The sequence below is a fragment of the Legionella maioricensis genome (assembly GCF_023618015.1).
In the GTDB taxonomy this organism is placed as follows: domain Bacteria; phylum Pseudomonadota; class Gammaproteobacteria; order Legionellales; family Legionellaceae; genus Legionella; species Legionella maioricensis.
Genome location: NZ_JAJKBJ010000001.1, coordinates 204797 through 224763, shown reverse-complemented (window position 1 = coordinate 224763; position 19967 = coordinate 204797). Strand labels below are relative to the sequence as shown.

The following is a 19967-nucleotide window of genomic DNA, read 5'->3' as shown; positions in this document are numbered from 1 at the left end:
TTTTCAACAACATAAGGAAGTCCAACGATGAGAGAAAAGAAAGAAGCCCGCAGCAATGGAAAAGAAAAAACGCAAGGCAGCGTAATAAAGACTGGGAGTCGGCTGAAATTAGCGAGTGAGAGAAAAGGTTTCTTTTCCCGCTTTTTTAAATCCCAAGTAAATCCAACTTCGACATTAAAGCGAGAAGAATATGAGCAAGAACTAGAGAGCTCGCTTCCAACTATTAGTCCAGTCATGGAGTCTGCTCTGGGCGACAAAAAAAACGGAAAAGAAAAAGAAATTCCTCTATTTTCTGCCTCAAAAAACAAATTGAGTGTTCATTTAGACTCGTTAATCAAAATCGATAAGCACATAGAACTATGGAAGAAGACTTTAGTTTACGAAGTAATAGACGGCAATAGTGATGCCAAAATTAATCAGTTACAGAAATATCCTTGGCATACCGGTGCAAGCTTGCTTACTTTACAAACCTCACGCTGGTTAACCTCTCAACATGAGCTCCAGAAGCAACAAATACAATCGCTAAGAATAATATACGATGAGCTTTTGGAACCGGTCTTTCAGCAATATCTTCTTAGTGTTGAGAGTGAGATGGAGCAAGATCAGGCCCAACAATTCTGTAATTATCTAAGGCGGTGTATTGAACAAATCATGTCAAATACCTTATTTGAAGAAAATCCGCCTTTGCTTCATTCTTCATTCAAGGATAATAAAGGACAACTTTTTACTGACGGCATCGTATTTAGTGATGAGCACTTGGAACAGATAGTCCGGGCAAAGGTGCAGGTTCAGCCTTTACGCTTCACTGAAGCTCAAGCTTTTTGTCCGCCTTTTGATGTTATTTTACCTTTTATTTGTTCAAAACTTGATAGTGATCAGTACCATTATCATCTCAATGAGTTGATGGACAAAACTGTGTCAACAGGAATGGTTTATCGCTACAATCAAGAAAGAGTCAGTGCATTGCGTTTGGATTTGGAGAAAGGAATAGCGCCAGAGAACTATACAAGTCTAAGTTCACTGTTGCCCCCCAATAAACAGTTCCAACAAGCCGTTATCACAAAATTAGTCGGGTATTTGCATGCTCATATGACGCCAAACCATCCAAGATGTATAGGAGAGGAGAGCGATTTATTTATTCCATTAAATGGTTTATTGATACAGTCGTTGACTCGTAAAATTTCAGCTTTTGTCAAGGAGCATAAAAAATTGCAACCAGGAACGGAGACATTAAGCTCTCGTTTTATAGAGGCTATGTCTACTAATCTGGTGAAGCAACTGGCGGCTGAATTATTATCTGAACAATTTATTGAGCCTACTTCAAGACCTTTAAGTCATAATTTTGCGATGTAGGAACAAGTCTGGAAGAGTCATTGACTTAATAACCGTTATCCTGAGCGAGGCGAAGGATCTCTCCAATGTGGCTCATGCCTGGTCCAAGAGATCCCTCGTTGTAAACTCCCGGGATGTCGGAAAGCAGCTTAAGTCAATGGCAATGCTTCTCAGCCCTCATACTGTTTTAGCAAAAAGATTTTTTAATTAGCAAAAAATCTCTTGGCTCGACGATTATGGGTTGAGCTAATATCCTGTCCTATAAATGAATATTAAGTAATGAAAGATCTAAATTCGAGAAACCTGAGGACTTTTCCATGTTAAAAAATCCCCATTAAGTTAAGCGTTGGTAGCTTGGATTAGCGCCGCGTAATCCGGATTTGAATGGTACCTAAAGCAATGAGATTTCCCGAGTTACGCTGTGCTAATCCAGATTGGCATGGAGCTATAACACATCTATAATGTGCTTTAAACATTAAACTGTATTTTTATGAAACCTAATAATCTGTTAAAAATTATTCTAGCCAGCGCATCTCCAAGACGCTTGCAAATACTGCAAGAGCACGGATTAACTGCTGTGGTTATTCCAGCTCATATTGAAGAAATTCAGCAAAAAGGCGAGGATGCTCAAACCTATGTAACTCGACTTGCCAGAGAAAAGGCTCAAACTATTTTGACGCAGGTTGCAGTTGGCGCAGCGGATTTAATTCTGGCAGCAGATACTACAGTGTCTTATCAAGATCATATTTTAGAAAAACCTCGTGACTACGAAGATGCCTATAGAATGTTGCGCACGCTGAGCGGCAATTCCCACGAAGTCTATACAGGTTACGCTTTAATTTTTCTACCCGAACAACGATGGTATATTGATTATGTAACAACTAAAATTACTTTTCATACCCTTACAGAACAGCAAATGTATCATTATATTGATTCAGGAGATCCTTTCGATAAAGCTGGAGGGTATGGTATCCAGAACGTACGTGATAGTTTTGTTAAAGAAATACAAGGTTCCTATTATAATGTTATGGGCTTGCCCATTGAGGAAATCTTAAAAAAGATCTCCCTTGAGGGTTCGGATTAAATTCAATCCCAAGCAGGAAAAGGATGCGGGAGAAAAACTTGATAGGCTGTGGAACCAGTTGAACAGAGAGGGCAAGGTGCTTATGCCGCTTCAAGAATATCCCTTTAGTAAACGTTATGGCTGGGTACAGGACAAGTACGGCCTCTCATGGCAAGTAACTCCTACCTCTTTGGGCGAAATGATGAAAAATGGTACCCGTGAGCAGATTGACCGTCTAACCCAAGCATTTTTGCCGATGAAGAAATTCGATATCGCAACGCTCACGCGTGCTTATGAGGGAAAATAAATAGTCATGACTGAAAATTCATCCCCAGTGAGAGAAAATATGAGTAATGAACTGATTTAATTCGCGGGAGAGGGCTATAACCTTCTTGAGGTTAATCCTCTCTCGCGATGCAGAGGTGACTATATCTATGCTGCTTTTTCGCTCTTTGATACTAGCGTCAGTAACGCTTGAGCCGCGGCAGTGGAAGATGCAGGATTCTGTCCAGTGATGAGACGGCCATCAACGATTACAAAACTTTGCCAATTGGGGGCCTTTTCATAACGCCCACCCAGTCGCTTTAGCTCATCCTCGACGAGGAATGGCACCACATTAGTAAGATGCACTTCTTCCTCTTCACTGTTGGCAAAACCAGTCACTCGTTTGCCTTTGACAATAGGCGCTCCTTTGTAGGTCACCCGATGAAGCAGGCCGGGTGAATGGCATACCAAAGCAATCGGCTTGCCGGAATTGTAGAAAGACTCGATTAAGTTGATTGATACGGGACTTTCAGCGAGATCCCACAACGGGCCATGACCACCGACATAAAATATCGTGTCGAAATCTTCTGCCTTCATGTCGCCAAGCTTAGCGGTCTGGGAAAGAGCCTTTTTCGCCTTATCATCCTTCTTGAACCGCGTCATTGCGGGAGTCTGATTTTCTGGCAAATCGCTCTTCGGATCGACCGGAGGCTGCCCACCCTTGGGTGAGGCCAAAGTCAACTCGACGCCTGCGTCGACGAAAACAAAATAGGGGGCTGCGAATTCTTCAAGCCAAAAACCTGTTTTGCGCCCAGTATTGCCCAGTTGATCGTGGGAGGTTAACACCATCAATATTTTCATTTTCGTTCTCCTTTTCCATATTGTAACGAATGTGAACAGTCAAAGGCGTTCAACCTAAGAAGGATGTCGGGCCCCTGGCCCGGCAAATGCACTCCTTATGGGCATTATCGTTTATAAAATAAGCCATCTTATGACGGGCCAAAGGGCCCGACCTACCTTACAAAAGCTTAAGTCGACGCCATGGCATGAACAAGGATTCTACTGAGCGTGAACGGTATAAAAATCATGATAGACTGGCACGGTTCCTAAACGTTCATGTTCAGTCAATCTTTTTATCTTTTTTCATAGGATATCTTATTAATTTTAGTCCAAGTTGATAGGATTTACTAATGCGACACTACCATTAAGTTAAGAAATCAAGCGAGCATTATTTCATCCCCATATTTTTCTCGCGAAGGAAGGAAAACAATTCTATAGGGTAATAGAACGTGGCAATTGTAGCCTGGATTAGCGCAGCGTAATCCAGGTTAAAGGTTTAACTTAATGGCAGTGTAGATGCGGTTTCCTGAGTTTTATTTACGTTTTGGTAGTGCCACAAATAGAGAGCCTGTGTGATTTAGATTATTTGCTTCCACACCAGCTTTATCCCCCTCACCTTTATAAACGTCAACATGAGCGCCCATAATGGCTCCGCCTGTGTCTTGAGCCACACACCATGAAGTAGATTTGTTGGAATTATAGATAAAACTCATTCCAATAGGAATTACCTTGTGATCGGTTGCGCATGAAGCATGGGGCGTTAGCGAAATGTTTTCTGAACCATAAGGTCCACCATCTTCTTTAACAAAGAATACATAGCTCTGATCGCGATTTCTCAAGTTGGCAGCTTTATCACGATTAAGAGGGTTATCCAGATATTGACGAATTTGCTTTTCTGATGCAGCACTTTGTCTAATTTTTTTAGACACATTACAGCGTAACTTTGCTTCATCATGACAGTGAGGATCTTTAGCACAACGTTCTATTGCATCAAGGTTACCACCACAGGTTGGGTCTTGCGCGCATTGGACTATGCGACCAAGCATGGTGCGTGGCCTGCCGTTGGCACCATCGTAATTGATATGAAATAATTTGCCATCAAGAAGTAACGAACCAGAGCCTTCAAGCATTAAAAAAGCCGGGTCATTTGGATCTTTAACATGGCCAATTATATATTTTGGATTTAAAGCCCCATGCTCAATTTCCTCTCGGTCTGGCACTACGGAGTATTTGCCCTTGGCATTTTTCAGACAAAATCCACGCACCATTTTGGTCAGTGGATCCACGCCACAAAGAGGCGCTTTCAAATTCAGTTTTTTGCTTTCTGCAGCTACATTTACAACACCTGGATTACTATAGATTGGATATAAAAATCCTTCACCACGTTGGGTGCGTGCTTCAACAGCGGCTGGCGCGTAATAAGCAGTAAATTGAAATTCACCCTTTTTAAATCCGGCGTGATTTTCAGGCCAGCCATCGCTTTTATACCAGTCAAATTCAGTTTTGAGTAGGGAGAGATATTTTTGAAAATTGCCATGGGCAGCTTTTGCAATAGTGAGCATTTTTTTGTTGGCATTAAGGCACCACTCTTGCCGTTTGAGTCTACGACCAGCAATAGTCACCGTCTGAAATTCACCACGGCTTTTATTGCAGTTTTCAATCTGATTATTTAATGCTTTAATCACTTCATCCATATTGCCTACCGGATTATCTAACGGTAGCTCTGATGCTGAAACTTTATGAAACTTAAAGCGCAACACACCGGGCTCTTTGGCGGCCATTTTCTGTCTTGTCGTAAAGTCAGCAAACCTTCTAACATCCAAACAGCGTTGTATTGGATCAGCAGGCAGGGCTGCATGAGTGATGATGCTGAACGTCACTAGCACCATTATTAAAGCTGATTGAAACATAGGTATCCTTTTAACCTGGCAATGGTTGAGCCTTCACCCAACCATTGATTTGAATTTGTAACAAAGATTATATAGGCTATTGAACCAGCCATCAAAGGGAATGCTATCTTAAATCATGTGTGTATTAACCATGCGATGTTCCTGTACTGGATTTAGCATTTCTGTGGCAATATATTGCATATTTTCTTTAATACATTTCATAAAGAATGTTTTTGATATCTTTGCCGATTCATTGGGGTTATTTGTAACAAAGTTTTCGTATATTGCATCTAAAAAATCCTGATTTAGAGTAAAGGAGAAATTCTCTCTAAACTCCTTTATAAGTCCTAACCAATATAAACCTAAAGTTGTCGTACACGCTCCCCCCAATGCCGAATCAATCAAATCTTCTACAGTCTTTTCCGATGGGTTACGGATATTTTTGGCCCACAAATGTTTTAATCCTTCCATTTCGGTTTTACTTAAATTTTCTGATAAAACTTGGGTCAATAAGCTATAGCCATATGCGCTTAAAAAATCGGTGATACTATTAGGTAGAGTTGTGCTTCTCAATCCACCTTTATGGCAACTCAATACCAACATGATTTCAACGGTATTCAATATAAGGTTTAACTTATCTTTATCGATTTCCGTTGGCGAAGATTGCTCTTTAGAAGGCTGAGCATCTAAATATTCTTCATAGTAAGAGGGGTACCGTTTTTTTAACTGGGTGAGGAAGCGTTGTTGATCGAGGTTGCTCATCACCGTTAGTTTTCTATCATCGAAGCGCAGATTTGTTCGTAAAAAACCATTGTATTTATTTGCCAAGAAAACTGTTTCTAAGGAAAAAGCTTGATGATTGTTATTGTGTAAATTTTCCAGCGAAATAAATAAGTCATCTTTTAGATAAAGATCTTCCCAGCTTTCATAAGCAGTAGAACTGTAATCATCCCGGAAAAATACCTCGGGCATCATAAGGGGGAGGGGATTATCACTATCAACTAATTTTGCGATGGAATAAACAGAAGATTTTTCATCACAAGGTTTATTGATAAGTCTATTTTTATTTTTAACCCAATGTCTAAATAAAAGTATGGTTTGGTTTAGCTTAATATGGCTTATATAGGCGTCTACTTCTTTTTCTTGATTATTGGCGTATGTGTCGAATTTTATTCTCATATAAATCTCTTAATTGCATGAATGATAATATTTGCCCCATTGTGGTGCAAAAGTTGTCAATTAGGTGTAGCGGCAATTATATAGATAAAATATTAAGCAATTATTAAGGAGGAAAAATTCGACAAAGACCAAATAAAGTTCTATTTTAATTTATTCATTGCAAAGACATTCATCGCTTTAACTAGAAACTCAGCTAACTTAGGATGGTAATTATCATAAAAGCTTTTAAAATCAGTGTGTTCAAGATACATTTGACCAAGACTGATATAACTTTCTCTATTCGGAGTCCAAAATTGTTTCACCCAGCAATAATGTCTTTGTATTAAATCCTGAACCTCTTTATCCTCAGGTTTATTTTGTTTAGTAATACAATGAACCAAACCTTCATTAATTTCTTTCCCCTCTTCTGTATGTTCATCCCAATTGTTTTTTTTCCAATGACGAATGTTTTTCCAACTTTCATTAATTTCTTTTTGGGTTATTTTTCCGGTTTCAACCATATACTGCTCATGTTCTTGCTGCTTGTTTAGATTAAATCCTTCATACATTTCAATGTCGTTCATGATTAAATTTCCTCTAATATGTGAAATAGTTTTATCAATGGTTTTAATAAGAGATTTTATTTTTTCAAGGCTTTCTAAAAGGTTGGATTTATGAGCTATAAGAGCATCAATTTTATCAAAATGATCACTGCTCATTATTCTCTGTATGTCATTTAAAGGACAGCCAATCTCACGGAAAAATAAAATTTGCTGTAATATCAACAGCTGTTCTTTTTCATAATAACGGTATTGATTATCTCCATAGTAAGCGGGTTTTAATAAACCAATCTCATCATAATAACGAAGAGTTCGTGAGCTCACTCCTGAAATATTAGCTAATTGTTTTACTGTGTAAGGCATTTGCTCTTCCTCTAAATTGACACTTAACACAATAAAGGATGACGTAACGGAAATGTCAATGATAAATTTATTTAATAATTAGATAGGTGAAGCTAATTGAGATAGATAATCATAAGTGTTCATTTTTTTATCTTTATTAATAATGCCCAAAGAACTTTCTTTTTGTTTTGCAAACATTGACTTATGGCTTTCCAAGTCTCGGTAATTTGAGATTTTAATTTATCAAGACCGATCTCTTCTTTTGCGGATATTTCGATATAAACTGTAGAAATTCCTTGGTAGCTCAGCAAGAACGAAGCAAATTGGTGATTCCTGGTGCTGGTGTAGGAAGAGGCAATTTACTCCATTAATTTTAAAATGATTTGGCTTTTAGAAAAACAACCAAATTTCTCGCGTAAATTTTCAAAATGCCTTTCAATCGTTCGTCTGGATACATTCAGTAGTTTGGCCGTTTCCTCAGAGGTCTTTCCTTTGATATACCAAAATAATACCTCTTTCTCACGAGGGGTCGTTTCAATTTTAGATTCTAATGAATAAAAAGTTGCTGATAGAGTTTGCTCAATGAAATTATTTCGTCTAAATGTCAAATGACATAAATTAGCAAATTCAGAATATTGATCTTCTTGAAGATGATTTTGGTCTATTTTATTACGAATGAATGTAATTTTTTTTTCAAAATGGAGATTAAATTTTTTAAATACGTTGAGATTATTTAAATAAATATGGTTAATGTCCTGTTTTCCAAGCGGGGCATCAAAGGAATACAATTTAATGGTGCAATTATCAGTAATTTCTAATATGCGAAATGAATGTCCATACTCAAAATGATTAAGGAGTTGAAATACTGGTAAACTATATTTTTTGTACTCATCTTGATAAACGTCAATTAGATAAAACCCAGTTTTAGGATAAGTCTTTAAAATACTAGTAGGCGCGTTTTTAACCAGTTGTTGGTTAATACACTTCTCAAAATAATTGCTGTCGCTTCCTAACCAAATAAAATTACCTTGATTATTTATCTCGACATAGCTGAAATGATTAATACCGGTTACCTTAAACAGATCTTTGCAAATATGATTAACCAAATCGGTATAATTTATTAATTCGTCAGCACTCATCAATTAACTAATAGCTCACATTGAGTCATCACACTAATAATGTATAATAATTTAACACATAGAGCAAAATAAAACAAGACCATCTTGCATTTCTTGCTTTGGAATCCAACCAAAAAATCGCCCTGGGCTTTGCTTAACTGCTTTTTCCAACTCCGTTTTGCCTCAAATTCGTCATCTTGCCTTTTTATATTATTTGCATGGGAGCCGTTGATTTACAGCTTAATGCAGGCTCTCAACAAATAGAGATTATTTTAATATATATGAGTTTTTTATGAGCGATAATACTCGTTAATTGCTATGGTAATTGAGTCCTAACCTCGTGTCTCTCAGAGCTGGTTCAACGTCTATTTTAGGCATTCGAATCTAAAAACTCTTCCAGGACTGATTGTGGCCTGTTTCCCATTAAATTATTTTTCATATTATTTTTAAATGTGACAGGAACACCTCTAATAGCAGTACCACAAACATTTTCAAATTTATCGTTTACCATTTGATAAAAAATCCAGTCCCTGTATTTTTCTTTATTAGAAACTTGTTCGTAAACTGGCAAAAAAGCCTTACAGTGTGAGCACCATGATGCATGAACTAATAAGACTGTTTTCGGCATCGCTAGGGCCGCGCAATCTACGTTAGTGAAAGGTCTTAGCGTCGCAGAAGACAGGGTAGGGAGTAGTATTGAGAGAACTATGGTTAACCATTTTGTTGAATTTTTCATTTGCTTCTTATTCTGGACTTGATTTCGATGAAAGATGATAAGGTATATGATAATTCTAATCAATTAGCAGGACATAGCTCCAGACCTAATCATGGAGTTATCGCTCATTACCAAAAAAGGTAATTGCATATTTTTTCCTACTGAATCATCGAAATCAAAGAGGGATTCCCGGAGGAGAAATCTTTACCTGTTCCTTGATAAGCAATAGATAAGGGTCAAATAAGTAACTATAGTTGGTCATGGCATACAAAACATATTAATTAAAATAGCACTATTAAATGCATTGAATTTAAATATAAAATTATATGACATAACAAATATCGGTCACTCTTAAATTACTTTCCCCATTACCCACCCGTAAGGTGACACTGTCTCCAACTCTGGCTTTCAGTAATGTTTTTGCCAAGGGGGAAATCCAGCTTATTTTTCCTGTACTAATATCCGCTTCATCCAGACCTACAATTTTGACAGAATGGGATTCACCATTTTCATTGATGTACTGGACAGTAGCGCCAAAAAATACTTGAGTAAGACCTACTTGAAGTTTGGGATCGACTATTTGAGCGCTTTCCAATTGTTTCGTCAAATAGCGAATGCGCCTGTCAATTTCACGTAAACGTTTTTTTCCATAAATGTAATCCCCATTTTCTGAGCGATCACCATTACTCGCTGCCCAACTTACCACTTTCACAACTTCAGGCCTTTCATTACTAAGTAAATTCCGCAACTCAGTTTGCAGCATTGCAAAACCTGTAGGAGTCATGTAATTTTTGATGGCTGGTAACTCTAAGTCTGGAAGCTCTGGTTCAGTGTAATCATCATCTTCTTTAGTAAAAGCCTTACTCACTACAGACTCCTATAATGGTCGTTATGACAAGTTACTTTAATTATATCACTCTTTGATAAAGTAGCTGATTTCTCTTCGTAATTAAAAACGCATGATTTTACACAATGAGATTTTATTATTTCTATACAAGAAGTCTAATGATTGATGCTTTGAATTAATCCCGAAATTTGAATAGTCAACATTCGAGATAAATAATCCTCCTAACTCCATCAATTAACGCAGAAATACTTTATTTGTTGAATCCTAAAATAGTTTAGTACATCCGGGATGGGGGATATGAACTCTCCATTAGTGAAAACTTCCAACTAAGGCTTGAATCACTAAATCCCAGCCATCTATTAAGATAAAAAGTAAAATTTTAACTGGTAAGGAAATGCTCATTGGAGGCATCATCATCATACCCATGGTCATTAAAATGCCGGAAACGATCAGATCTACCAATAAAAAAGGTAAAAAGATCATAAAGCCTATCTGAAAGGCAGTTTGCAATTCACTTAATAAAAAAGCAGGAATTAATTGATAAAACTTAATTTCTTTGGCAGAAGAGGGCATCGGTTCTTTAGCTAATTCCAAAATAACCTGCATGTCTTTCTCGCGAGTTTGTTTTAACATGAATTGTTTTAGCGGTTTAGCTGCTGTATTGAGCGCTGTTTCAGTATTAATTTGATGCGCTTCATACGGTTGATAGGCTTCTTTATAAATAGTTTTTGCAACCGGCATCATAGTAAATAAGGTAAGAAATAATGATAGGCTGATAATCACCGTATTAGGCGGTGTTTGTTGTAATCCCAGTGCATTTCGTAATATGGAAAGCACTACGATGATTCGAGTAAAAGAAGACAACATAATTAATATGCTAGGAGCCAGACTTAGAACAGTCAGTAAAGCAAAAGCCTGTAGTGCAGGAGAAATATTATCTTGATCAAAGTGAATGAGACCAAAGTGAGTACCTGATGCAGCAAAACTTATGATGGGGCAGCATAGTAAAAAAACAGTAGCCAGTATGACGCAAGGTGAAATACGGGAAGGTTTTCCTATTTTTGAAGGAATTGCGTAACGTTTATTATTCATAAGCAGAAGAGGTCTCTTGTAACGCATGGATTGCTAGTGAATTTTGATTATCTGCCACCAGGAATTTCTGCCCTTGATAAACAATAACATAGACTTTGGTTTTATGATGCACAGCTATTCTTTCAATGATCTTACATTTTGCATTGGTACTGATTACCTTTTTTGAATTTTTAGCTAAAAGCAATAAAGCGATAAACAATAGGATTAAGACGATGCCGTAGGGAAACCAGTGAACTGTCGTAACCAGTTCTTTTTTAAAATTAATTGTCTCTTCAGCAAATAAGGGATTAACTAAAAAGATTAAAATAAACGTTGTAAGCTGACGCATTAACAAGTGACCTCAGTTATTTGTATTGCAAAATTGTCCTCATAACTCATTAACTCCCCCCTGGCTATTACTCTATCATTAAGAACAAGCTCAATGGGCTCATTGGTTTTTTGCTCCAAAGAAAGTACCTGTTCTGATTTGAGTTGTTTTAATTGTGCAATAGTCATATGAAGGGTGCCTATGCGAACACTGCATTGCACTTCGATATTGCCTACCAAGCCTAAATAATTATTATTAATCAATTGGCCTTCAGTTTGAGATTGTTGTTCAGTTAAAGCTATTTTTTTAACGCTAATACTCATGAGAACCTCTTTAGCAGTATTGATTTATAATGGGATGATTGGCCAAGTTCAGTCTGAGCTAAAACTTGGTTATTTCTAGTTAATCTTAGGGGCGTAGTTATAGGGTGTTCTGTAACAATTACATCACCTGCTTGTATATTAAGTAGCTGTTTAATGGAGATGTTAAGAGGAAGTAGTTCTAAATTCAAGGCAAGTGTTTGTTCTGCCAGTGCTTCATCTAGTGGGCAAAGATTATTTTTTAGTGTTTCATTTGGCGATAGACATTGATAAACCCAATCGGGGTTAAGAATAATAGTGACATTATTCTGGTTGATACTTAAGGTTAAAATAAGACAGGTTGAACCCCGGTAAAACCAATTTGGTGATGGCTGTACTACCTCCTCAATGACGCAATGTTCCACTTTGAACAACTGATACAACAAAATATACATCAATTCTTGACTGACGGAGTTGAAACAAGGCTCATTTTCACCAAATAATATTTGATTGAATATCCCTATATAGTGTTTCTCTATGATTGCCAAAGGATCTTTTTCAGTAAGAATATGTAACCCATTGTTAATTGAATAATTATCAGGGGGGGGGGCCAGATTCATAATTAAAGGAGTCCTTGCATATTCATTACTCCATGATCGGATTACTTGGGTAAAATGTTGATTAAGTTGTCCCATTTCAAACGAGTTAATTAATCTATAGGGCTTAATCATTTGGATTCAAGTCCTTCTAATAATTGTTTGTCTATATCCATTATCTGGGAACAAGCCTGAAACATTCTTTGTAAGATCACAATATTGGCAAATTCAGTGGTGGAGTCCACATTTGACGTTTCAACTTGCTTGGCTTTGATGCTTCCAAAACCATCTTTATTCGCGCGTCCCAAGTGTATTCCGTTATCACTTTTCGCTCTAAATAGATTATCCTTGGTTTGTACCAGCGTGTGTTCCAAATCATCGAATCGCGCTAAGCCGACAAAGATGCCTTCTATTGTTTGTCCATTGTCATAGTTATACGCAATTTGGCCGTTTTCATCGAAAGTAAAACTGATTTGTTTGCCTTCGCCATAACCATCATTTTGAAAAACTTCAATTTTAGTACCTTCCGGATTGAGTTTGGAGTCCTTCAGTTGGACAGAGCTGTCTGCTCCTTCTTTAAAGTTACCGAATTTAAGCGTTACATTCTGTTGGCCATTTAAAGTAAACTGGATGGAACTATTTTCAAGTTTTGCCCCCTGAGATAAGTCATTGAAAATAATTTTTTGGTCATAAGAAAAACTAATTTCCGTATCATTACAGATCATATTAACCAGATCCCAACTGGTGCCATTATCCGGGATATTAGTACTGTCACCATTAACTAAAACTGGGGTCGATTGAAATTGAAGTTTTATTTCATGCGCTTTGCCTTGGGCATCATAGATGTTTATTACCGAAAAGATTATGTCCTCATATTTATTTTTAAAGGGGCCTGGTTGGTTTTTATCCGCCTCTGATTTTTCACGAAGGATAAATTGTCCCTTGAGAAATACTTCCTGCGTAGCTTTCCCAGCTGATGTTTTAGGGCCTTTTTCATGGATGGGAGCCAGATTGCCTGCATTGTTGTATCCCTGTACTTGACCTCCACTATGTCGGTCGATGAGCACCCCGTCATTATTAAAACCAAACTCTCCATCGCGCGTATACAGTAGCTCTCCACTTTTGAGTCTGATTACAAAAAAACCTTGGCCTACTATCGCTAAATCAGAAGGGTTGCTGGTTTCCAAGTACTTGCCATCACTAAAGTTGGTAGCATTTCCTCCAATGCACACTCCCGATCCTAATCCTTCTTCGCCATTGCCATTACCTAAAGACGAATAAAATACGTCATTACGTTTAAAACCGGGACTTTGCATGTTGGCAACGTTGTTTGACGTGTTCTGTAAGCCATAACTTGCAGCAAGCATGCCTGATAAACTGGTATAATAAGTATTCGTCATGTTAATCCTTAACCTCAATAATTTGTCCTAAATCTACTTTCGTAATCTCACCATTGTTCATGATTACAGTCACTTTGGGTGGCTCATCGGTATGAAACTCTACGGTAGAGACTTTGCCTTCGTCCTCTGCATTTTTTAGTCTTACCTTTTTTCCCAGTAAACTCAGACTCTGATTGCCACTAGTCATTCCGAGTAATTGGGTCAAATTTGCATTTGTTGTTCTCGCCTCTTGTAGAGAAGAAAACTGTGCCATTTGAGCCATGAACTCACGGTTATCCACGGGTTTTAAAGGATCTTGATAGGTCAGTTCTTGCATGAACAATTTTAAGTAATCTGCCTGGTCCATTCCTGTTGCATTGACAGGTTCAGTCATTTTCTACTCCATTAATGATTAGTTTACTCAGAGTAAGGCCTTTATTTTTTAAATGATTTCTCATCATGCTAGTGAATTCTTTTTGTTCATCCGGAGCTAGATTTTGGATATTGAGAGTTAACTCCACTTGTTTATTGTGAATAAATAGATGATGATTTTTAAACTCATTGGGGTTGTAGGGTAAGGAATCAATTGCATTTATTTCTTTAAATTGATCCAATTCGTCTGTTTTTTGAGATGTCTCAGGTGTTTCAACAGACATTAGTATTGGGTTGAGTTTTGGTTCTAATTCTCTAAAAATTTGAGATACTTTGGTGTTTAAAACGGTATTATTCTGTTTTTCATATTGAAAAGGGTATCGATTCTGTCGAATTGGACTATTTGTTATTTGCAAATGCCCTTCTGGATTATACATAATCGTTTCCTTTTCCAAGACTTTTGTTTTCTTTGATTGATTTGCTATAGGCTGAGGATTAAATTGTAAACTCGATTGTTGTAATTGATCCTGATGTTGCCAATAATATTCATCACCACTATTTTGTTTGGTAGGGGTGTTGATCAACTGTTCAAAGTCCAACATATCATGGAGATTCTTTTTGGGGGTATGGGGGAACATTAATTCTAATTGCTCATTGATTTTCATAACGATTCCTTTTTTGTATGACCCATTCATCCAGGCTATGCTCGTGTATTTTCTTTTGTTGCCCTTGCTGATTGTGCTGTTCTCTTTCCAGATATCTTTCCAGCATTTTTAATTCCGTCTTAGTCCGGTGTAATTTATCTTTTAATTTGATCTCTAAAGCCTGATGTTTCTTTAAAATTAGCCCTAATGTTTCTTTTTGTTCGTTTAGCTGAGCAATGAAGTTGAGCCTGTTGATTTCAAGTTCTGGATTAATCAGGAAAGGGGTAACGCAGGATTGATTAAGTTTTTGCTCCAATTCTTCAAGTTGAAGTTTTACTTTCCCTGATTCATTTTCAACAGACTGTAAATGTGTATTCAGTTCAGTACGTTGCCAGTTTAATTTAGTCATTAGGGCTGTTAGCGATTGATTCATTAAAGGATCTCCTTAAAGCGATTGATGAGATCAACAAAAGATATAGCAGGTGTTTTATCTTGGATTAATATCTGGTTAATAGCGTTAACACGGCTTACCGCATTATCTAAGGGAATATTAGAGCCCGGCTTATACGCTCCTAATTCAATTAAGTCTTTATTTTGTTGATAAATACTCAGCATGGAAATAATTTGACTTACTATTTTTTGTTCGCTAGGTGAGAGTAATTGTTTGCTTAACCGTGAAATACTTTGCAGTATAGAAATTGCAGGGTAATGGCCGCGTTGGGCTAACTCTCTGGTTAGCACGATATGCCCATCCAATAATGCACGCATATGATCTGCAAGGGGCTCATTAAAGTCATCACCTTCGACTAAAACGGTATATAAAGCACTGATACTCCCGTGCTGTTTAAAATTACCGGTGCGCTCTATTATTCCAGGCAAAAGGGAAAAAACACTGGGAGTATAGCCACGAGCGGTAGGAGGCTCTCCTAAACTTAAGCTGATTTCTCGTTGTGCCATGGCGAAGCGCGTAATGGAGTCCATAAATAACAGGACACTTTTTCCTTGTTGGTGGCAAAAATATTCTGCAATAGCTGTAGCTGTATAGGCTGCTTGTCGACGAATAAGGGCGGACTCATCACTGCAGGCTATAACTAAAACAGTTTTTTGCATTGTGACTTCGTTTAAATGATTAAAGATAAAATCATTCACTTCCCGGCCACGTTCCCCAATTAAAGCAATCACATTGATGTCACTGTCAATATTTTGAGCTATGTTTCCCATGAGCATACTTTTTCCCACACCACTACCAGCAAATAAACCTACTCTTTGTCCCTTTCCCAATGGGAGGAGGCTATCTATTGCATGAACTCCCGTATGTAAACGCTCAGTGATGGGCTTACGGTTAAAAGGGTTAATTTTTTTATTTTGGGTAAGAATACTGTGTTTGCAAGAGAGTTTAATTTGTTTATCAATTGGTTGAGCGAATGCATCAACTACCTGACCAAGCAGATCGTTGCCAACATCAATAGAAAGTTGTTGTCCAGTAGCTCTGACTTGATAGCCCATCCGAATGGGGGCATTATCATACGGCATTAAATACACTTTTCCCTGATCAAACCCAATGACTTCAGCCTGCATTATGGGTTGATAATTTTGATCTAAAATGTCACAGACCTCACCTATAAATGTTTGGGGTGGGCCATTAGCAACCATTTTTAATCCTACAAATTGTTCTATCTCGCCTAATCGTTCGGTAGCTGATAAGTGTTTAATCCAGGGGTGCATGTAGCCCTCTTTTTCTTAGCTGCAATAAAAGATCTTTCAGTCTATCAATTTGTTTTTCTATACTGGCATCAAACATACCGTGTTCTGTTTTGATGACATAACCACCTAAAATCAGACTGTCATTACTTTTTATTTTCAAGCCATTTAAATGGTTTGCATCTAACTGGACTAATCCTTTTTGTAAGATGTCGATTTCTTTGGGATGTAAATAAAGCTCAATAGATTGTTTATTATTTAATTGTTTTAGTAGTTGATTTATTTGAAGCTTTAATGCTTTAGGATTAGATTCTTTTTCAAGAAAAAATTGTTGAGTAATATGTAATACAATATTTGCAATTTCGTTACTTAACTCCAATCGATTTTGCGCTATGGCTTGGGGTATTGCCAGTAATGCTGCCTCAAGTTGTTTTTTCAAAAGAGTAATTTGCTCTTCAATAAGGGTTTTTCCTGCTTCCTTGCCTGAGATATAGCCTTGTTGATAAGCTTCATTTTGCATTGCTTTCAATTGTTCTTCATTTATTGATGGTTGGGTACTGTCTAAAACCGGATCTTGATTTAAATTAAGTACTGATTCGTGAGCGGTTAAATAAGTTACTTCCGGACTGATTACCGCATTTTTAAATAATTTAGCCATGAATATTCTCCAGTTGCTCCATAAAACTCAACCGGTCTTGCCATTGTTTAAAAGTACATTTTTTGGTTGCAGGTTTAATAAAACAAACTCCTTCATGGATGAGTTGTTTTATTTCTTCTCTCTGTTCATGAGACTCGATAAATTCTTGCGCCCATTTAAATTGTCCTTGTTCCAGGATAATCGCGATATAAAGAGGTGATTGTTGAGTAAGTTGCTTACATAAATCGGGTAGTGGAGGGCTGGGAGAAATTTGAGGCAATTGAGGACACGGTAATTTGCGAAATCGTCTTGCTTTATTCAGTAAGGAATCGCCTTGCCATTGGGTGAATTGCTTTAGTTGTTTGGGGGTTAATTGATTTAGAACCCATTTTTGATCGGCTAACGGTAAGTTTGCAATTTTTAACAAGAGTTTTTTAAATTCGTTATTCATGGTGAGTAAGCCATTGAGTTAATTCGATTAAAAGCAGTTGACGTCTTTTATGCCTGGCTTTTTTAATCATTAGGATTGCCACGGTACTCATAAAAATAAATAAAATTAAAAAATAAAAAATTAGAGTTTTGTCAAACGCATAAGGCATTTTTTCCTGGGGAAAAGAAATTACAGGGATGGAAGAACGTGGCTGAGCGACTATCAAAGCTTCGACACTGATTATATCCCCTCGTTTTTCATTAAATCCCACGGTACTTTTTACCAGTCTTTCTACTTGGGCAATAGTTTGTTTATCCGTGTTTTGCGGTAAGACTACACTAATCGATAGTCTTTCTATAGTTCCGCTAGCTCGTTTAAACAATTCTTTTTCACTACCAAATTGATAGGATTTTTCAAGAATTACTTCTTGATTTGTTTTATCTTTTTCTTTTTTACCGGTAGAAGAATGTTTGATTTCTTTTTCATGAGTTACTTGCCCTTGGCTTTGTGGCTTAATCAACTCACGTTGTAGTTCATCGTAATTTATGGCGGCATCTATTTTTACTATGACTTGGTTTTTAGTGAAAATTTTGTAGAGTATTTGCGCCACTTTGTCATTTAAGTAATGCTCTATGGTTTTTTTAGTAGTGAACTGAGTTTGAGAACTATCTTCTTCACTTGCAGAAAGTGTATTACCGTTCTGATCTACTACGACCACATTGTTATTTGTCAAATGAGCAACGCTTGCAGTCACTAATTGTTGCATGCTTTTGACTTGTTTAGGGGTTAAGGCTTGTTTTAAATGTAAAGTAATCGCGGCTTTAGGTTGATTACTTTCTTTATCAAAGAGATGGCTTTCTGGAATTATTAAATGTACTCGGGCTTGACGTACCTCCTCAAAACTGGAGATAGTCCGTTCCAGCTCACCTTGTAAGGCACGTTGGTAATTGATTTTTTGCGAAAAATCAGTCATACCAAAATCGCTTTTATCAAATAATTCAAATCCCACACTACCAGTCAGTTGCATGCCGCTGCCCATAATTTTAAGACGAGTTTTAGCAATCAGTTTTTTATCAATTAAAATATCGCTACCTTGATTGCGTAACTGATAATTGATATTGGCCTGTTCGAGTTGACTTAAAATTTGATTGGCATCTTGTTCATCCAAATGATTAAATAATACAGCATAAGTAGGAGATAAGGCCCACCAGCTGAATAACACAGTAATCAGAGTGATGAATAGTATCGATAGCAACAAGCTCAGTTTTCGCTGCTGTGATAGGGTATTAAACCATTCGAGGGCTTTTTTTATATTATTCACTTAAATTTGCTCTCTTAACAAATCTTGATACGCGCTCATCAAGCGGTTACGAATTTGCTCCATATATTGAAAAGATAATTTTGCTTGCTCCAACGTGAGCATGGTTTGGTGTAAATTTTCCGCATGACCACTGGCTAATTGAGTTAAAGCCTGGTCAGCAGCATTGAGTTGATCATTAGTGCTGGTAATTTTTTCATTTATCCAGTTACTAAATGATGCTTCTGATTTCTCAGTCACCTCTATGGATTTAGTATTTGGAGTTAAAAACAGATGATTTAGGCTCTCTATTTTCATCGTTCTTCTCCTATACTCAGCGCTTGTAAGTAAAGGTTATGGGCTGTATTAATGATTTTGATGTTGGCTTCGTAGGCACGTGATGCTCTGAGGAGGGTGGTCATTTCATCAATGGTATTTACCCCAGGATAAGTTAAATAACCCTGTTTATCAGCTGCTGGATGACCTGGTTGATAGACTTTATTAGGGGGTAGATTTTCAGCAACCAGTTCTATTGAATCAATTCCCATATCTCCTTTGCCGTCTAGAAAATCAGAAAAAGGTTTCGCTGTGGTTATTACTTGACTGGCTTGAAACAAATTACCATCAGCACTTTTGAGTGAATGTTGATTTGCAATATTGTTAGCTACCACATCTACTCGTAGTTTTTCTACATTCATGCCTTGAGTAGCTATAGCGTAAATTTGATCATAATTCATTATTGATTTGTTCCTTGTAATGCTAATTTCATGATGGCCAACTTTTGATTTAATCCTTTGATTAAAGCGCGATAATGAGTCATATTTTGTACATTTAAGGCCATTTGTTCATCGATTGATGATTGATGTTCGCTTAACTGATAAAAAGGATTGATAGCGGATAGATCTTCATCATTATGATTAATGAGGCTTTCATTCAATTGTTGTTCGAAATTTACCTCTATTGTCTTATACTCATCTGTATTGATATTGGCGATATTATTTGCAATAGCCGTTTGGCGCATCAACGCAGCATCCAGAGCTAAACTAACTAATTTTACGGTTGAGTCTGAGTTCAAAATATTCTCC

Annotated in this window: 25 protein-coding genes; 3 read left to right on the top strand and 22 right to left on the bottom strand. The window is 37.2% G+C overall.

Annotated elements, in window-relative coordinates; all coding sequences use genetic code 11:
- Positions 1 to 27: 27 nt before the first annotated feature.
- The 3 genes from LOX96_RS00950 to LOX96_RS00940 all read left to right on the top strand — a co-directional run bounded on the left by LOX96_RS00950 (position 28) and on the right by LOX96_RS00940 (position 2702).
- On the top strand, positions 28 to 1353 hold the full coding sequence (locus LOX96_RS00950) for a hypothetical protein (RefSeq protein ID WP_250421408.1): 1326 nt from the start codon (positions 28 to 30) through the stop codon (positions 1351 to 1353).
- A gap of 469 nt (positions 1354 to 1822) precedes the next feature.
- Positions 1823 to 2416, top strand: a complete 594-nt coding sequence (locus LOX96_RS00945; protein ID WP_250421409.1) for a Maf family protein — start codon at positions 1823 to 1825, stop codon at positions 2414 to 2416.
- Complete coding sequence (locus tag LOX96_RS00940) at positions 2400 to 2702, top strand: VOC family protein (protein WP_250421410.1); 303 nt, start codon at positions 2400 to 2402, stop codon at positions 2700 to 2702. The genes LOX96_RS00945 and LOX96_RS00940 overlap by 17 nt, the downstream gene beginning before the upstream one ends.
- Positions 2703 to 2827: 125 nt before the next feature.
- Here the strand turns inward: LOX96_RS00940 and LOX96_RS00935 are convergent, their stop codons facing one another.
- The 22 genes from LOX96_RS00935 to LOX96_RS00830 form a co-directional block, all read right to left on the bottom strand.
- Positions 2828 to 3520, bottom strand: coding sequence for a type 1 glutamine amidotransferase domain-containing protein (locus LOX96_RS00935; protein WP_250421411.1), 693 nt, complete (start codon positions 3518 to 3520; stop codon positions 2828 to 2830).
- 512 nt (positions 3521 to 4032) lie between these two features.
- Positions 4033 to 5409 (bottom strand): MltA domain-containing protein, encoded by a 1377-nt coding sequence (locus LOX96_RS00930; protein ID WP_250421412.1) that lies wholly within the window; start codon positions 5407 to 5409, stop codon positions 4033 to 4035.
- A gap of 108 nt (positions 5410 to 5517) precedes the next feature.
- Positions 5518 to 6567 (bottom strand): hypothetical protein, encoded by a 1050-nt coding sequence (locus tag LOX96_RS00925; RefSeq protein ID WP_250421413.1) that lies wholly within the window; start codon positions 6565 to 6567, stop codon positions 5518 to 5520.
- Between the two features lie 140 nt (positions 6568 to 6707).
- Positions 6708 to 7469: a MerR family transcriptional regulator gene (locus LOX96_RS00920; RefSeq protein WP_250421414.1), complete on the bottom strand. Its 762-nt coding sequence runs from the start codon at positions 7467 to 7469 to the stop codon at positions 6708 to 6710.
- A gap of 338 nt (positions 7470 to 7807) precedes the next feature.
- Positions 7808 to 8587, bottom strand: a complete 780-nt coding sequence (locus LOX96_RS00915; RefSeq protein WP_250421415.1) for a helix-turn-helix transcriptional regulator — start codon at positions 8585 to 8587, stop codon at positions 7808 to 7810.
- Between the two features lie 349 nt (positions 8588 to 8936).
- Positions 8937 to 9302, bottom strand: a complete 366-nt coding sequence (locus tag LOX96_RS00910; protein ID WP_250421416.1) for a thioredoxin family protein — start codon at positions 9300 to 9302, stop codon at positions 8937 to 8939.
- A 301-nt stretch (positions 9303 to 9603) separates the two neighbouring features.
- On the bottom strand, positions 9604 to 10149 hold the full coding sequence (greB, locus tag LOX96_RS00905; protein ID WP_250421418.1) for a transcription elongation factor GreB: 546 nt from the start codon (positions 10147 to 10149) through the stop codon (positions 9604 to 9606).
- Between the two features lie 288 nt (positions 10150 to 10437).
- A complete protein-coding gene (fliP, locus tag LOX96_RS00900; protein ID WP_250421420.1) occupies positions 10438 to 11220 on the bottom strand; it encodes a flagellar type III secretion system pore protein FliP in 783 nt (260 codons plus the stop codon).
- Positions 11213 to 11548: a hypothetical protein gene (locus LOX96_RS00895; RefSeq protein ID WP_250421421.1), complete on the bottom strand. Its 336-nt coding sequence runs from the start codon at positions 11546 to 11548 to the stop codon at positions 11213 to 11215. Before LOX96_RS00895 ends, fliP begins: the two co-directional genes overlap by 8 nt.
- A complete protein-coding gene (locus tag LOX96_RS00890; RefSeq protein WP_250421422.1) occupies positions 11548 to 11850 on the bottom strand; it encodes a FliM/FliN family flagellar motor switch protein in 303 nt (100 codons plus the stop codon). The genes LOX96_RS00895 and LOX96_RS00890 overlap by 1 nt, the downstream gene beginning before the upstream one ends.
- The gene (locus LOX96_RS00885) at positions 11847 to 12557 is read right to left on the bottom strand and encodes a FliM/FliN family flagellar motor C-terminal domain-containing protein (protein WP_250421423.1); all 711 of its coding nucleotides are present in this window, start codon (positions 12555 to 12557) and stop codon (positions 11847 to 11849) included. The genes LOX96_RS00890 and LOX96_RS00885 overlap by 4 nt, the downstream gene beginning before the upstream one ends.
- On the bottom strand, positions 12554 to 13822 hold the full coding sequence (locus LOX96_RS00880) for a flagellar hook-basal body complex protein (RefSeq protein WP_250421424.1): 1269 nt from the start codon (positions 13820 to 13822) through the stop codon (positions 12554 to 12556). Before LOX96_RS00880 ends, LOX96_RS00885 begins: the two co-directional genes overlap by 4 nt.
- Position 13823: 1 nt before the next feature.
- On the bottom strand, positions 13824 to 14195 hold the full coding sequence (locus LOX96_RS00875; RefSeq protein ID WP_250421425.1) for a flagellar hook assembly protein FlgD: 372 nt from the start codon (positions 14193 to 14195) through the stop codon (positions 13824 to 13826).
- On the bottom strand, positions 14188 to 14838 hold the full coding sequence (locus LOX96_RS00870; protein ID WP_250421426.1) for a hypothetical protein: 651 nt from the start codon (positions 14836 to 14838) through the stop codon (positions 14188 to 14190). Before LOX96_RS00870 ends, LOX96_RS00875 begins: the two co-directional genes overlap by 8 nt.
- A complete protein-coding gene (locus LOX96_RS00865; RefSeq protein ID WP_250421427.1) occupies positions 14825 to 15250 on the bottom strand; it encodes a hypothetical protein in 426 nt (141 codons plus the stop codon). The genes LOX96_RS00870 and LOX96_RS00865 overlap by 14 nt, the downstream gene beginning before the upstream one ends.
- Positions 15250 to 16542, bottom strand: a complete 1293-nt coding sequence (locus LOX96_RS00860) for a FliI/YscN family ATPase (RefSeq protein WP_250421428.1) — start codon at positions 16540 to 16542, stop codon at positions 15250 to 15252. Before LOX96_RS00860 ends, LOX96_RS00865 begins: the two co-directional genes overlap by 1 nt.
- A complete protein-coding gene (locus LOX96_RS00855) occupies positions 16526 to 17176 on the bottom strand; it encodes a FliH/SctL family protein (RefSeq protein ID WP_250421429.1) in 651 nt (216 codons plus the stop codon). Before LOX96_RS00855 ends, LOX96_RS00860 begins: the two co-directional genes overlap by 17 nt.
- Positions 17169 to 17606 (bottom strand): hypothetical protein, encoded by a 438-nt coding sequence (locus tag LOX96_RS00850; RefSeq protein WP_250421430.1) that lies wholly within the window; start codon positions 17604 to 17606, stop codon positions 17169 to 17171. The genes LOX96_RS00855 and LOX96_RS00850 overlap by 8 nt, the downstream gene beginning before the upstream one ends.
- A complete protein-coding gene (gene fliF / locus LOX96_RS00845) occupies positions 17599 to 18906 on the bottom strand; it encodes a flagellar basal-body MS-ring/collar protein FliF (RefSeq protein WP_250421431.1) in 1308 nt (435 codons plus the stop codon). The genes LOX96_RS00850 and fliF overlap by 8 nt, the downstream gene beginning before the upstream one ends.
- The gene (gene fliE, locus LOX96_RS00840) at positions 18907 to 19200 is read right to left on the bottom strand and encodes a flagellar hook-basal body complex protein FliE (protein WP_250421432.1); all 294 of its coding nucleotides are present in this window, start codon (positions 19198 to 19200) and stop codon (positions 18907 to 18909) included. It lies immediately after the preceding gene.
- Positions 19197 to 19619, bottom strand: a complete 423-nt coding sequence (flgC, locus tag LOX96_RS00835; RefSeq protein ID WP_250421434.1) for a flagellar basal body rod protein FlgC — start codon at positions 19617 to 19619, stop codon at positions 19197 to 19199. Before flgC ends, fliE begins: the two co-directional genes overlap by 4 nt.
- Complete coding sequence (locus LOX96_RS00830; RefSeq protein ID WP_250421436.1) at positions 19619 to 19957, bottom strand: flagellar basal body protein; 339 nt, start codon at positions 19955 to 19957, stop codon at positions 19619 to 19621. The genes flgC and LOX96_RS00830 overlap by 1 nt, the downstream gene beginning before the upstream one ends.
- Between the last annotated feature and the right edge of the window lie 10 nt (positions 19958 to 19967).

Excerpts from the sequence above, each read along its gene's own strand:
- LOX96_RS00945 (WP_250421409.1), top strand. The coding sequence starts at position 1,823 with ATGAAACCTAATAATCTGTTAAAAATTATTCTAGCCAGCGCATCTCCA.
- LOX96_RS00885 (WP_250421423.1), bottom strand. The coding sequence starts at position 12,557 with ATGATTAAGCCCTATAGATTAATTAACTCGTTTGAAATGGGACAACTT.
- fliE (WP_250421432.1), bottom strand. The coding sequence starts at position 19,200 with ATGAAAATAGAGAGCCTAAATCATCTGTTTTTAACTCCAAATACTAAA.
- flgC (WP_250421434.1), bottom strand. The coding sequence starts at position 19,619 with ATGAATTATGATCAAATTTACGCTATAGCTACTCAAGGCATGAATGTA.
- LOX96_RS00915 (WP_250421415.1), bottom strand. The coding sequence starts at position 8,587 with ATGAGTGCTGACGAATTAATAAATTATACCGATTTGGTTAATCATATT.
- LOX96_RS00895 (WP_250421421.1), bottom strand. The coding sequence starts at position 11,548 with ATGCGTCAGCTTACAACGTTTATTTTAATCTTTTTAGTTAATCCCTTA.
- LOX96_RS00855 (WP_250421429.1), bottom strand. The coding sequence starts at position 17,176 with ATGGCTAAATTATTTAAAAATGCGGTAATCAGTCCGGAAGTAACTTAT.
- fliP (WP_250421420.1), bottom strand. The coding sequence starts at position 11,220 with ATGAATAATAAACGTTACGCAATTCCTTCAAAAATAGGAAAACCTTCC.
- LOX96_RS00950 (WP_250421408.1), top strand. The coding sequence starts at position 28 with ATGAGAGAAAAGAAAGAAGCCCGCAGCAATGGAAAAGAAAAAACGCAA.
- LOX96_RS00865 (WP_250421427.1), bottom strand. The coding sequence starts at position 15,250 with ATGAATCAATCGCTAACAGCCCTAATGACTAAATTAAACTGGCAACGT.
- LOX96_RS00860 (WP_250421428.1), bottom strand. The coding sequence starts at position 16,542 with ATGCACCCCTGGATTAAACACTTATCAGCTACCGAACGATTAGGCGAG.
- LOX96_RS00880 (WP_250421424.1), bottom strand. The coding sequence starts at position 13,822 with ATGACGAATACTTATTATACCAGTTTATCAGGCATGCTTGCTGCAAGT.
- LOX96_RS00930 (WP_250421412.1), bottom strand. The coding sequence starts at position 5,409 with ATGTTTCAATCAGCTTTAATAATGGTGCTAGTGACGTTCAGCATCATC.
- LOX96_RS00890 (WP_250421422.1), bottom strand. The coding sequence starts at position 11,850 with ATGAGTATTAGCGTTAAAAAAATAGCTTTAACTGAACAACAATCTCAA.
- LOX96_RS00850 (WP_250421430.1), bottom strand. The coding sequence starts at position 17,606 with ATGAATAACGAATTTAAAAAACTCTTGTTAAAAATTGCAAACTTACCG.
- LOX96_RS00935 (WP_250421411.1), bottom strand. The coding sequence starts at position 3,520 with ATGAAAATATTGATGGTGTTAACCTCCCACGATCAACTGGGCAATACT.
- LOX96_RS00875 (WP_250421425.1), bottom strand. The coding sequence starts at position 14,195 with ATGACTGAACCTGTCAATGCAACAGGAATGGACCAGGCAGATTACTTA.
- LOX96_RS00910 (WP_250421416.1), bottom strand. The coding sequence starts at position 9,302 with ATGAAAAATTCAACAAAATGGTTAACCATAGTTCTCTCAATACTACTC.
- LOX96_RS00925 (WP_250421413.1), bottom strand. The coding sequence starts at position 6,567 with ATGAGAATAAAATTCGACACATACGCCAATAATCAAGAAAAAGAAGTA.
- LOX96_RS00870 (WP_250421426.1), bottom strand. The coding sequence starts at position 14,838 with ATGAAAATCAATGAGCAATTAGAATTAATGTTCCCCCATACCCCCAAA.
- LOX96_RS00920 (WP_250421414.1), bottom strand. The coding sequence starts at position 7,469 with ATGCCTTACACAGTAAAACAATTAGCTAATATTTCAGGAGTGAGCTCA.